Origin of the sequence: Hydrocarboniclastica marina, assembly GCF_004851605.1 — a bacterium.
Lineage (GTDB): Bacteria > Pseudomonadota > Gammaproteobacteria > Pseudomonadales > Oleiphilaceae > Hydrocarboniclastica > Hydrocarboniclastica marina.
On record NZ_CP031093.1, the window covers coordinates 398,315 to 411,228 of the forward strand.

12 protein-coding genes are annotated in these 12,914 nt (G+C 59.6%); 3 read left to right on the forward strand and 9 right to left on the reverse strand.

Translation table 11 applies throughout. The annotated features are described in order from the left end of the window. The 9 genes from hemW to soil367_RS01830 all read right to left on the reverse strand — a co-directional run bounded on the left by hemW (position 1) and on the right by soil367_RS01830 (position 8,786). Positions 1-1,164 carry a radical SAM family heme chaperone HemW gene (gene hemW / locus soil367_RS01790; protein WP_172962245.1) on the reverse strand — a complete coding sequence of 388 codons (1,164 nt, stop codon included), beginning with the start codon at positions 1,162-1,164 and terminating at the stop codon, positions 1-3. After that, positions 1,154-1,753: an RdgB/HAM1 family non-canonical purine NTP pyrophosphatase gene (gene rdgB, locus soil367_RS01795; protein WP_136546346.1), complete on the reverse strand. Its 600-nt coding sequence runs from the start codon at positions 1,751-1,753 to the stop codon at positions 1,154-1,156. Before rdgB ends, hemW begins: the two co-directional genes overlap by 11 nt. Beyond that, entirely contained in the window at positions 1,746-2,195 is a 450-nt protein-coding gene (locus soil367_RS01800; RefSeq protein WP_136546348.1) for a DUF4426 domain-containing protein, read from the reverse strand. Before soil367_RS01800 ends, rdgB begins: the two co-directional genes overlap by 8 nt. Before the next feature lie 38 nt (positions 2,196-2,233). Then, positions 2,234-2,830, reverse strand: coding sequence for a methionine biosynthesis protein MetW (gene metW, locus soil367_RS01805; RefSeq protein WP_425459960.1), 597 nt, complete (start codon positions 2,828-2,830; stop codon positions 2,234-2,236). Beyond that, positions 2,817-3,974 carry a homoserine O-succinyltransferase MetX gene (gene metX, locus soil367_RS01810; protein ID WP_136546350.1) on the reverse strand — a complete coding sequence of 386 codons (1,158 nt, stop codon included), beginning with the start codon at positions 3,972-3,974 and terminating at the stop codon, positions 2,817-2,819. Before metX ends, metW begins: the two co-directional genes overlap by 14 nt. 161 nt (positions 3,975-4,135) lie before the next feature. Beyond that, entirely contained in the window at positions 4,136-6,100 is a 1,965-nt protein-coding gene (locus tag soil367_RS01815; protein WP_136546352.1) for a dynamin family protein, read from the reverse strand. 245 nt (positions 6,101-6,345) lie between these two features. Then, positions 6,346-6,927: a YggT family protein gene (locus soil367_RS01820; protein ID WP_136546354.1), complete on the reverse strand. Its 582-nt coding sequence runs from the start codon at positions 6,925-6,927 to the stop codon at positions 6,346-6,348. A gap of 151 nt (positions 6,928-7,078) precedes the next feature. Beyond that, complete coding sequence (gene proC, locus soil367_RS01825; protein ID WP_136546356.1) at positions 7,079-7,915, reverse strand: pyrroline-5-carboxylate reductase; 837 nt, start codon at positions 7,913-7,915, stop codon at positions 7,079-7,081. 172 nt (positions 7,916-8,087) lie between these two features. Then, positions 8,088-8,786 carry a YggS family pyridoxal phosphate-dependent enzyme gene (locus soil367_RS01830; protein WP_136546358.1) on the reverse strand — a complete coding sequence of 233 codons (699 nt, stop codon included), beginning with the start codon at positions 8,784-8,786 and terminating at the stop codon, positions 8,088-8,090. Positions 8,787-9,106: 320 nt separating this feature from the next. On the opposite strand from soil367_RS01830, the gene soil367_RS01835 reads away from it, so the two are divergent. The 3 genes from soil367_RS01835 to soil367_RS01845 all read left to right on the forward strand — a co-directional run bounded on the left by soil367_RS01835 (position 9,107) and on the right by soil367_RS01845 (position 12,906). Beyond that, positions 9,107-10,141, forward strand: a complete 1,035-nt coding sequence (locus tag soil367_RS01835; RefSeq protein ID WP_136546360.1) for a type IV pilus twitching motility protein PilT — start codon at positions 9,107-9,109, stop codon at positions 10,139-10,141. A 96-nt stretch (positions 10,142-10,237) separates the two neighbouring features. After that, the gene (locus soil367_RS01840; protein ID WP_136546362.1) at positions 10,238-11,359 is read left to right on the forward strand and encodes a PilT/PilU family type 4a pilus ATPase; all 1,122 of its coding nucleotides are present in this window, start codon (positions 10,238-10,240) and stop codon (positions 11,357-11,359) included. A 164-nt stretch (positions 11,360-11,523) separates the two neighbouring features. Continuing rightward, positions 11,524-12,906, forward strand: coding sequence for an OmpP1/FadL family transporter (locus soil367_RS01845; protein WP_136546364.1), 1,383 nt, complete (start codon positions 11,524-11,526; stop codon positions 12,904-12,906). Positions 12,907-12,914 lie beyond the last annotated feature (8 nt).

Sequence of the window (12,914 nt, forward strand, 5' to 3'; positions counted from 1 at the left end):
TTACTCGACAAAGTGTTCCAACAGGGCGTTGAGATAACGCCGTCCCTTGGCGGTGGGTGCCAGGCGGCCCGGCTCCAGCCAGTCTTCCTCCCGCAAAGTATTCAGTATCTTTTCAAGCCCTACAAGAGGCAGGCCGGTGCGCTCACTGTAACTGGATTCTGCAACGCCCTGTGTGAGCCGCAGCGCATTCATCATGAATTCCAGGGGCATGTCTTCCACCGAGATAACCTGATGGCCTGCGGTGCGGCTGCCGATGCGGCCCAGGTAGGCCTCTGGCTGGCGGGTCTTCCAGTAACGCAGCACCTGCCCGGTTTCGGGTTGGGTGATCTTGCCATGGGCGCCGGCGCCGAGCGCCAGATAATCACCGAATTCCCAGTAGTTGAGGTTGTGGCGCGCAGCCTGTCCCGGTCGCGCCCAGGCAGAGATTTCGTAGCCCTGAAAACCTGCACTCTCCAGCAGCGCCTGGCCGGCATCGGCGATTTCGCCGATGCGATCATCGTCCGGCAGGGCCGGCGGCAGGCTGTAGAACTCGGTATTGGGTTCCAGTGTCAGCTGGTACCACGAGAGATGGTGGACACCCAGCGAAATAGCCTGCTGCAGATCCATAAGGGCACTGGCGAGGGTCTGTTCCGGTAGCCCATACATCAGGTCGATGTTGAGCCGTTCGAAGCCGGCGACCTGAGCTGCCTGCACGGCATTGAAGATCGCATGGCTGTCATGGATGCGACCGAGCCGGTGCAGGTGGCTGTCGTCAAAACTCTGTGCACCGATAGAGAGCCGGTTGATGCCCGCCGTGCGGAAGCCCTCGAAACGTCCCGCTTCCAGCGTGCCCGGATTGGCCTCGAGGGTAATCTCCGCATCCGTTGCCATGGGTAGACGTTGGGCGATTGACTGCAGCAGCGTACGGTAAAAGTCCGCACTCAGCAGCGAGGGTGTGCCACCGCCAATAAACACGGTTTGAATCTCACGCCCGGCCGCGAACGCCAGGTCGCCATCCAGGTCTTCCAGCAGCGCAGCCAGGTAGGCCTGTTCTGGTAGCTCGCCGGAGCGTGCGTGGGAATTGAAGTCGCAGTAAGGACACTTGCGCACGCACCAGGGCACGTGGATGTAGAGACTTAATGGCGGCAGTGTAAGACGGCCACCGCCAGCTTCATCAGCCTTCAAGACGGGCCACCAGATCCCGCAGGGCCCGGCCGCGGTGGCTCAGGCGGGACTTCTCTTCTGGACTCAGCTCAGCGGCACTGCAGTTTAGGTCGGGAACGCCGAATAGTGGGTCGTAGCCAAAACCATTCACACCCGCCGGTTTGTGCAGAATGTGCCCGGGCCAGCGGCCGTGGCTGATGACGGGCGTCGGGTCTTCCGGCTGCAGCATGAACGCGAGAACACAGTTGAACCAGGCCTGGCGCTGACCGTCGGGGAAGGGCTCCATCTCGGCGAGCAGCTTGGCGTTGTTGGTGGCGTCGTCGGCGCTGGAACCGGCGTAGCGGGCTGAACGAACACCCGGCGCTCCGCCGAGTGCGGCTACTGACAAGCCAGAGTCATCGGCAAGCGCTGGCAGGCCCGTCGCGCGGCTGGCGTGGCGCGCCTTGAGCAGAGCGTTCTCGACAAAAGTGCAGGCCGGCTCTTCTGCCGGGCCAACGCCCAGTTCGCCCTGGGGAATGACCTGCCAGCCCAGGGGCGACAGCAGTGCCTGCAGTTCGCGGACTTTACCGGGGTTATTGCTGGCCAGAACCAGCCTGCGCGACTCACTCATTAAACAGCCCTTGGGTAAAACGGATCGGATAGCTACGGTCGTGTCCCCGGGGACGGATGTTCGCACGGTACTCCAGGCGCTCGCCCTCACCAAACTGGAATTGGGCAAGATAGTAGATCGCCTCGCCTTCCTTCACCTCGCGAAAGCTAAGGGCACGGTCCTGACGGATGTCGTTGGTAACCCGACCATCGACCATGGCCGCTACCGGCCGCGTCGTGCCGTCTTCCAGCTTCTCAAGCACGCTGATGTTGAGCAGGCCAATGGCCCGGCTGCGGGTAAGGTTGTAGCTCTGGGCCACCTCGGGTGTGAGAAAACCCGTAGGAATGGCGCTGTAATGAATCTCGTAGGGACCGACATCCTCTTTTTGCGCTGCTGTGGCCAGGGTAGAGGCAAGCAGGCCGCATAGCAGGATGAAAAACGGGAGAACGCGGACTGAAAGCATCGTAGTAAGCCTCTCGTTAACGCTGTAGCTGACCGGGATCAGCGGGAGATGCGGTAGATGGCGATTTGACCGAGCAGGTTCGGCAAGGTTCGACTGAGAAAATGTGAGCGGTGCTCGGTATCGACGACTGACCGATCCAGTATACGGATGTTTTTCTCGGCGCAAAGCGCCTCGAAGTCCCGGAACGTACAGAGATGGATGTTGGGCGTGTTGTACCAGGTATGCGGCAGTGAGCGGGACATGGGCATACGACCCTGCCAGAACAGGTACAAGCGCAGGCGCCAATAGGCGAAGTTGGGAAAGGTCACTATCCCTTCTTTGCCCAGCCGAAGCATCTCCTCCAGCACCATGTCCGGGTGCCGGACCGCCTGCAGGGCCTGGGTCATGACGACTGTATCAAAGCTGTTGTCGCGAAAGTTGGCGAGGCCCTTGATATCCAGGTTCTGCTCGATCACGTTGACGCCTTTCTCGACGCAGGCTTCTATGTGGCCGGGGTTGATCTCCAGCCCGTAGCCCGCCACCCGTTTCTCGCGCTGCAGATAGTCAAGCAGGGTACCGTCGCCGCAGCCCAGGTCGAGTACGCGGCTGCCGGGCTGGATCCACTCTTCAATAATGTCGAGATCAGGACGCAGCATGCTGGCCCTCCCAGGCAACGCGCTTCATGAATCGCGTAAAAAGGTTGGTGTAGCGCGGCGTCGGGATAAGAAAAGCGTCGTGCCCCCAGGGCGCATCGACCTCGGCGTACGAAACATCCCGACGCGCGTCGATCATGGCGTCCACCAGTTCTTCGGAGCGGGCTGGGGCAAAACGCCAGTCGGTGCTGAAGGAAATAACCAGAAAACGGCAATTACCACCGCTTACCGCCTTGGACAGGCTGTTGTCGAAGTCCCTTGCCGGGTCAAAGTAGTCCAGTACCCGGGTCATCAGCAGGTAGGTATTCGCATCGAAATGCTCGGAGAAGCGTTCGCCCTGGTAGTTGAGGTAACTTTCTACCTGAAACTCGGTACCCATGCCGAACTGGTAGACGTGATCCCGCAACTCGCGGCCGAACTTCTCGCCCATGGATGCGTCCGACAGGTAGGTGATATGTCCGACCATGCGTGCCAGGCGCAGCCCGTTGCGGGGCAGGGTGTTGTGCTCGGCGTAACGGCCGCCGTGGAAGTCCGGATCTGAACTGATCGCGCGCCGGGCGACTTCATTGAACGCGATATTCTGGGCACTGAGCCGCGGCGTCGAGGCAATGATCACGGCGCTGCGCAAACGGTCGGGATAGCTGATGGACCATTGCAGCGCCTGCATTCCCCCGAGGGAGCCGCCTACGACCGAGGCCCATTGGCGAATGCCCAGGCGATCAGCCAGACGGGCCTGACTATGGACCCAGTCGCGCACTGTGACCACGGGAAAATCCGGGCCATAGACGCGGCCGTCTTCGGGGTTCACCGAACAGGGGCCGGTGCTGCCGTGGCAGCCGCCCAGATTGTTCAGGCTGACGACAAAGAAATCATTGGTATCTATGGGTTTGCCCGGGCCTATACAGCTGTCCCACCAGCCGGGTTTGCGCTCATCCATGCTGTGGTAGCCGGCGGCATGGTGGTGGCCGCTGAGGGCGTGGCAAATCAGCACCGCATTGCTGGCATCGGCGTTGAGGCTGCCGTAGGTTTCGATCACCAGGTCGTAAGACGGGAGCGTGCGGCCGCAATCCAGTTCCAGAGGTTCTTCGAAATGCAGCACTTGTGGCTGCACCAGGCCCACCGAATCAGGCGGCATTATTTCAGGCATGAACTCGCTGACCCAGGCAAGTGAAACAAAAGAGGGAAGCCGGCTGTGATGCCGGTCGGTCGAACAGGGCAGTCTATCGAGGGGGAGGGGGGCTGGCAAGCTCTTGGCCGTGCTGAGGTCCGGTTGTCCGGGCCCTGCAGGCGACGGCCGTGGCTAGGACGTTAGCCTGTGCCTGAGAGGCGCACCACCTTCTGCTGTGCCAGTGTCGGTGCTGGCATCCGGACCTTTTGCTGGATTGCGTCGGCCAGTTCCAGCTGCTTGCGCAGGTTGGCCAGGCTCTCCTGGATACCCTGGCGCTGCTCGCGCGTGTTTTTTTCGCTGCGGCCGATATCCCGTAGCCGGTGGATCTGATGCTCCAGCAGCTTTTTCTGTTCCAGAGAGAACTGCATGATCGGCAGCAGAGCCTCTTCCGGCCAGCGCTGGGCGTCACGTCGTGCCAGCTCGTTCTGAAGGCGGGCTTCGGTGACGATTGTGGCGAAGAATCGCTGGATCAGCAGGGATTGACCGATAAGGAGGTTTTTAGGATTGCGCAGGAACCGCTCGGCTTTCTTGCGCAGGTCACGTACGGCAATGACATGGCGCCCGGCCCGAAGGGGGATCGGCTCCAGATGGCGGGCCCGGCTGTCCTGATTGTAGCGCTGGTAAATCGACGCCACCATTTTCTCGCCTAGCCGGCCCTCGCTCATCAAATGGTTGAGGTCAGCCTCCAGGCTGCGGAAGAAAAAGTCCGCCGCCCGGGTCATCCCAAGCGTTGTCCAGCTACCTTTCAGGTAGGCGCGGGTTTTGCTCACCAGCTCCTCAAAGCGCTGTTCCGAAACCAGGTTTATCAATATTTCGCCCTGGGACTGCATAAGCCGCCGACTGGAACGGAGGGTGATCAGTTTTTTGTAGTAGAAGTCATAGTCTTTCTGTACCCGGTCAGCCAGACGCTTGAGTGCGGGTCGGTCGAGGGTCGTTTCCTGGCAGAGCGCCAGCTCCTCCTCGAGATTCTTCAGGCGAGATTGCAACGCCGCCTGGCTGTTCTGAAGCATACCCAGCAGATCGTTGATCAGGTTGTGGGTCAGGAGCTGTTCTTTCTTCAGCAAAATGCGGTCGATGATCAGCGCTTCCAGTCGCGGCAGCAGGCTACGCTCGCGCAGTGCCGAGTCGCCACGGATGCGCGCAATCAGTCCCTGCTTGGCCGATACCGGAACCACATCGTTTTCGGGGATGCCCAGCTGTTCTGCCGTGCCGCGCACCATGCGCTGCAGGGAATCCTGGGTGTGCTGGTCGCCCTGGAGGTCGTCCCAGAGCATGTCGATCTTGTTCAGCACCGCGAACCGGCCGGCGCGATGGTCGACATTTTTCGTATCGATGTAGTCACGCCAGATGGTCATGTCGCTGGCGGTCACACCGGCGTCGGCGCTGAGCAGAAAGATCAGTGCATGAGCCCGAGGCAGCATGCTGATGGTGAGTTCTGGCTCGGAGCCGAGGGCATTCAGCCCGGGGGTATCGAGGATGCGCAGCCCCTGTTCGAGCAGCGGGTGCTTGATACTGATCTGGGCATGGCGCCAAGCCGGCACCAGAACGTTGCCTGGATGGTCCCGGTCCTGGTCGAGCATCTTGCCATCAAAGCCGAGCGCTTCGGCGTCGGCCCGGCTCATGCTTTTGACCCGAGCGACTTCCGCCAATACTTGCTGCATGCTATCCGGTGAGGCGCTGTTCAGCTCGTACCGTCGCCAGCGCGTGGTGTTCTTGCGCAACTGCCCAAGCGAGTCTTCTTCGCGACGGGTCTCGATGGGCAGGAGTAACAGGTAGTCGCGGTTTTCGTCACGATCATAGAAGAGTTCGGTCGGGCACATGGTAGTACGGCCCGCCTGGGAGGGCAGCATGCGCTGGCCGAAACTGGCGAAGAACAATGCGTTGATGAGCTCGGTTTTACCCCGGGAGTACTCGCCGACGAACGCGATCGTCAGTTCGTCGTCCAGCAGCATTTCCATGCCACGGTGAATGCGCCGACTGACATCTTCGGTAAACAGACCGTTGTCCTGGAGCCAGTTGCGGTACCGGGCTACCTGGCGGATCAGTTCTTTTTTCCACCCATGGTAGGCCTCAACCTGGGCAGACAAGCTGTTGTTCTGGTTCATTTACGGCGCCTTGATAACCTGTCCCTGAGCCGACCGGGCGTCCCCGGCTTTTTTACGGATCAGAGTCAGTATAGACGCTCGGTGGCAGACTACCTGAAAAGAGCACCTGAAGAGTGCATTAGAAGAGTGCGTTAGAAGAGTGCATGGAAGAGTGCTCGAAAGAGCGGTTGGAAGGGGCTTGGGAATGCCTGCAACCCGGCAAGTGATCGGGCTGCAGGACAAGGAAGGCTTGCGGAGGTCGTATCTTAGAGGGGCAGTCCCAGCTGATGCATGCCAGCGCTGCGGCCGAGGTTGTCGATGACCACGGTCACGACGTTGAGAATCAGGAAGACCACTATCGGTGACAGGTCCAGGCCGCCCATTGAGGGGATAACCTTTCGCACCGGATTCATCACCGGCTCGGTCAGCTGCATCAGCAGTTGCACGCCCGGGTGCCCTGCGGCGGGTGCGATCCAGCTGAGAATAACCACTGCCAGGATTGCCCAGAAATAGATCTTGGCAATGATGCTGACGACCTTGATCACGGCCCAGGCAAAAATAGTCACTGGCGAGATCATCGTCACGTCGCCCATCGCCGCCAGCATGCCTACGTAGACCAGGGCCTGGATAACTATGGCCAGAAGCAGTGCCGCGCCGTCGAACGCCCCCCAGCTGGGGATGATTTTGCGCAAAGGTTTCAGCGGCGGATTAGTCGCTTTGACCACAAACTGGCAGATCGGGTTGTAAAAATCCGCCCGGGCCAGTTGGAGCAGAAATCGCAGTAGCACGACAGTAAGATAAAACGTCGACACCAGATAAAGCGTCGATACGACAATCTGCGAAAGCATGGGTCACTCCTCGGGGTAGGGCGCCTGGCGCGTCGTCCGACGCCACGGGAAGACTCGTTGAGTCCGGTGCCTGTAAAGTTCGCGCTATATGATGCTTTGGCCTCGGCGCCCTGTCAAAGCGCCAATCGACGGCAACCTGTTTGATACCAGGTCAGTCGGCTGACTTGCGAAGCTGTTCCGCCAGTTCCCCGGAACGGGTACGGGCTGCCTCGTAAGCGCTGGCGACAATCCCCGAAAAATCCGCCGTCTCAAACGTTTCGATAGCCTTCTCTGTCGTGCCGCCGGGGGACATGACGTTGCGCTTGAGCGTGGCCGGGTCGTCGCCGCTATCCCGCGCCATCTTTGCCGCGCCTGCGAGAGTCTGGATCGCCAGTTGTCGGGCTACTGCGGCGTCCAGGCCGGCGTTACGCGCGGCATCTTCCAGGGCTTCCAGGAACAGAAAGCAGTAGGCGGGGCCGCTGCCGGACAGTGCAGTTACAGCATGCATCTGGGATTCTTCATCCAGCCAGACCGCGAGCCCGACACTGGCGAATATCTGCTCCGCCAGCTGTCGCTGGGGAGCGGACACCGCCGGGGTCGCGTACAACGCCGAGGCGCCCTGGCCGACCAAAGCGGGCGTGTTCGGCATGCAACGCACAATCGGCAGCTCTCCGCCCAGCCAGCTCTCAAGCGTGGCTGCGTCAAGCCCCGCCGCGATTGATACAATCAAAGGCCGGGTGTTCTGGACGACACTGTGAATGGTACTGCAGGCCTCCTGCATCACCTGAGGCTTGACTGCGAGCACCAGGACGTCGGCCTGGGTCGCGCAGTGGCGGTTATCGGTCGTGGTATTGATACCGAAGCGCTTGGCCAGGCTCTGGAGCTGTCGGTCGTCCGGGGCGCTGGCCCAGATCTGTTCGGGCTTGAAACGCTCGGCCAGCATACCGCCGATGATGGCGGACGCCATGTTACCTGCGCCGATAAAGCCGATGGTCGGTTGCTTGCTCATGGTTTCTCCTGAAACTCGTCAGATGTTCTTTCTGCCGGCCCTGCTATTCGTGACCTGGCAGTTCGGTTCGGGGTCGGTCTTGCGGTGTTGAGGTTAAATCAGTGACCCGATTACTGCCGGGCAGCCAGCTGCAACCCACTAACAGCAACTAACACCCATTTACAGCAATTAGCTACTGCCGGGAACCAAACAGGGCAGTCCCGACCCTCACCAGGGTAGCGCCTTCGGCAATAGCGTCTTCAAGATCGCCCGACATGCCCATGGATAGCGTGTCCAGGCAGTTAGGGCCAACACTCGGCCAGCGCTCGCGCAGCGCCTCAAGCTGTGCGGCCAGCCCGGCAAAACGCCGGCGGAGTTCTGCTGGCGCCAGGTTCGGGTCGGGAATGGCCATTAAACCGCGCAGATGCAACCGCGGCATTTCGAGCAGGGCGCCGGCAAGTTCTGCAACCTGCTCGGGTGCGACACCCGACTTCGTCGCCTCGGCATCGACATTGACCTGGATACAGACTGACAGCGGTTGAATGTCAGCCGGTCGCTGGTCGTTAAGCCGCTGGGCGACCCGCAGCCGGTCGACACTGTGGACCCACTGGAAGTGCTCGGCGATGGCCCGGGTCTTGTTTGACTGGATCGGACCGATGAAGTGCCACTCCAGGTTGGGGGTATCCGAAAGCGCCGCGATTTTGTCCAGCCCTTCCTGCAGGTAGTTCTCACCAAAGGCGGTCTGGCCCGCGGCAATGGCAGCCCGGAGCTCATCCGGTGTGCGGGTTTTGCTGACTGCCAGCAGGCGTACAGAACCAACCGGGCGGGCAGCGTGTTCTGTTGCTTTTTGTATGCGCTCGCTTACCTTCTTTAGGTTGTCTGCTATGCTCATTTTTCAAGTACCTGCGCATTTCTGAAAGCAAGAGTGTTGAGAGCGATAGGGCCGGCGATCCCGCCTGTATCGCTGGTTCGACGCCCGCCCAGTTTGCGATAGCCGCAGCGCGGCCCGGGCACTATACGGTATTTCACCCGCCACCGTGCAGTCGCCCATAGTCGCATTCGACAGATGCAGTAGAGGCTGACAGTCAGTCGTTGCGATTAACAGCCCTAACCGAACGGTGACGTCGTCCCGGGCCCGTACGGGGCCGAGCGCTGCGATCGGGAGTCGCATCCGGACCACCTTTATTTTACGAGAGCCGCCAGAGAGCTTTTATGGATATTACCGAACTCCTCGCCTTTTCTGCCAAACAGGGCGCATCAGATTTGCACCTTTCTTCCGGTTTACCCCCGATGATTCGTGTTGATGGCGATGTTCGGCGTATTAATCTCCCTGCGATGGAGCACAAAGAAGTCCACTCGCTGATCTACGACATCATGAACGACAAGCAGCGTAAGGACTTTGAGGAGTTTCTGGAAACCGATTTCTCGTTCGAAGTGCCAGGGGTTGCGCGATTCCGGGTCAATGCATTCAACCAGAACCGGGGTGCCGGCGCCGTCTTCCGGACCATCCCGTCGAAGGTACTGACCATGGAAGACCTGGGCATGGGGCAGGTCTTCAAGGACGTATCGAGCGTGCCCCGCGGGCTGGTGTTGGTGACCGGACCCACGGGCTCGGGCAAGTCCACCACGCTGGCGGCCATGATCGACTATATCAACGACACCCGGTATGACCACATCCTCACCATCGAGGACCCGATCGAATTCGTACACGAGAGCAAGAAGTGCCTGCTCAACCAGCGTGAAGTTCACCGGGACACCCTGGGCTTCAACGAAGCCCTGCGTTCGGCATTGCGGGAAGACCCTGACATCATCCTGGTGGGCGAGTTGAGGGATCTGGAGACCATCCGCCTGGCGTTGACCGCCGCCGAAACAGGCCACCTGGTGTTTGGCACCCTGCACACCACATCTGCAGCCAAGACCATTGACCGGGTAGTGGATGTGTTTCCGGCCGAGGAGAAATCCATGGTTCGGTCGATGCTATCCGAGTCCCTGCAGGCTGTTGTTTCGCAGACGCTGATGAAAAAGGTCGGCGGCGGTCGGATAGCTGCCCATGAGATCATGATCGGCACTGCAGCGATCCGTAACCTGATTCGTGAAGACAAAGTCGCCCAGATGTATTCGTCTATCCAGACTGGCGGCTCGCTGGGGATGCAGACTTTGGACCAGTGCCTGCTGGGACTGCTGCAAAAAGGCCTGATCACCCGTGAAGCGGCCAAGGCAAAAGCCAAGATGCCTGACAATTTCTAGCCCTGGGCCTGGACTAACCTAGGCCCGAACGATCGCCAGAGTGCCAAACGCAACGATTGCCTCATGCAAAGATTGCCACAAGACAGGTAGGCCCCGATGGAATTCGACAAACTGCTTCGACTGATGGTTGAGAAAGGAGGCTCCGACCTTTTTATAACGGCAGGCGTCCCACCCAGTATGAAGGTCAATGGCAAGGTGCTCCCGGTCACCAAGAACGCCCTGACGCCGGAACAGACCCGGGAGCTGGTGTACAACACCATGTCAGAAAAGCAGCTCGCCGAGTTCGAGGATACCCACGAGTGCAACTACGCCCTGAGTGCCCGCGGTATTGGCCGCTTCAGGGTTAGCGCCTTTTACCAGCGCAACATCTGTGGCATGGTGCTGCGACGCATTGAAACCAAGATCCCTGACGTGGACGAGCTGAACCTGCCCGACGTGATCAAGGATCTGGCCATGACCAAGCGTGGGCTTATCATCTTCGTCGGCGCTACCGGCACGGGCAAATCCACCTCCCTGGCGGCAATGATCGGCCACCGCAATCGCAACAGCCGTGGCCATATCATCTCCATCGAAGACCCCATCGAGTTTGTACACCAGCACCAGGGCTGTATTGTCACCCAGCGCGAAGTCGGCATCGACACCGAGTCTTTCGAGGTCGCGCTGAAAAATACCCTGCGGCAGGCGCCGGACGTGATTCTGATCGGTGAGGTGCGCACCAAGCAGACCATGGACTACGCGGTAACGTTCGCCGAAACCGGCCACCTCTGTCTGGCCACACTGCACGCCAACAATGCCAACCAGGCCCTGGACCGGATTATCAACTTCTTCAGTGCCGACCAGCACAACCAGATCTGGATGGATTTGTCGCTCAACCTCAAGGCGATTGTGGCGCAGCAACTGGTGCCTACCCCGGACGGCAAGGGTCGTCGCGCGGTCATCGAAGTGCTCATCAATACGCCTTTGGCCTCTGACCTCATCCGCAAGGGTGAAGTGCATCGCCTGAAAGAGCTGATGACCAAGTCCAACGAGCAGGGCATGCAGACCTTCGACCAGGCGCTATACAAGCTCTATGCCGAAGGTGCGATCACTTATGAAGATGCCCTGGCTCACGCTGATTCGGCCAATGACCTGCGGCTGATGATCAAACTGGGGGCGGACGCCAGCAGCGCGGACCAGCTTTCTTCCAGTGTTGACCGGCTCTCTATTCAGGACGAATAGCAAAAAACGCGTTCTAATCTGACATGTCCTGAAATTAATAGTACGTGTAATGAAGCTGTTGATTTCGCAGATAAATTTGTGAGTTCTCTCAAGCACTGGCTATACTGCCGGGGTATGGTTCCAGCCCCATTGGCGGAGCATGGCTGACAGAGGGAACAACAAGTATGTTAACCAATCGATTTAACTCAGGGATTGCCGCAATTGCGGGGGGCGTGGTGCTGTTAGTGCCTGCCATCGCCCAGGCCAGTGGTTATGCACTTAATGAGGTAAGCGCCTCGGCCTCAGGTATGGCCAATGCCGGCGCCGCCGCCAACGCCGAAAATGCGTCGGTGCTGCTGTTCAATCCGGCCGGAATGGGCCGACTCGATGGCACCCAGGTTTCCGGCGGTGTTGCACTGATTGATGTCGATACTGATTTTGATGGTAAGGCATACAACTTTCAGAATGAGGAAGTTGCCGGCGGAGATGGCGGCGACATGGTCGATCCTTCGGTTATTCCCAATTTCGCGGTCAGCCATCGTCTGAACGAATACAGCTCCGTCGGGCTGGGTCTGTCAGTGCCTTTTGGGATCGCGGCCGAATATGAGGATGACTTCAAAGGCCGGTTCTTCGCTGACGAAACCGATGTGCAAATGATCAACCTCCAGCCAACGCTGTCCCTCAACAACGACGAGGGATTCTCCATCGGTGTTGGCCTGAACATTCTTTACGCTGAGGGGCTGATTTCGAAGGCACAGGACTTCGAGCAGCAGCTCCAGCCGGTCGGCGGCCTTTTGGGCGGCGGCTTTACCCCTGAGACCTGGCCCGAGGGGCACTCAGAAGCCGAAGGCGATGACTGGGGTGTGGGCCTGACGTTTGGCATGATGCTCCAGCCCTACGAGCGGACCACCCTGGGCCTGACCTACCGTAGCTCGATTGACCTGGACCTTGAAGGTGAGGCCAATTCGGTCAATACACCTGCGCCGACTGCGGCTGGCATTGTGCCCGTCAATCTGACGGAGGATGTTGTCGTGCCGCTCGATACTCCAGAGTCCCTTACGCTGAGTGTGGCCCAGGGCCTGAACGATGAGTGGACGCTGTATGCCAGCGTAGCCTGGACGAGGTGGAGCCGGTTCGAAGACCTCGATATCATCAGCGATGAAGAGAACGGACCAATCTCCGCGATAGCCGGCACCGATGTCATCAGCCATACCACCGAGGAATGGGAGGACACCTGGTCAGCTGCGATCGGTACGAAATGGCAGGCAACCGATGCCTGGGCCTTCAAGGCTGGCTATGCGTTTGACCAGTCGCCAGTACAGGATAAGTACCGCACTGTTCGGGTACCCGGTGCTGACCGGAACTGGTTGACCCTGGGGGCACAGTGGAAGAGCCAGGACGAACTGAGTGTGGATCTCGCGCTCGGTTACCTGATTATCGAAGACGTCGATGTTGAAGAGTATGATTACGACATCGACGATCAGTTACTCGATCCCAACAAGCGTGTCGTCGGGGAATATGAGCTCGATGCCTGGGGTGCCGGGCTGCAGGTGAGCAAGGCTTTCTAAACTGGCCT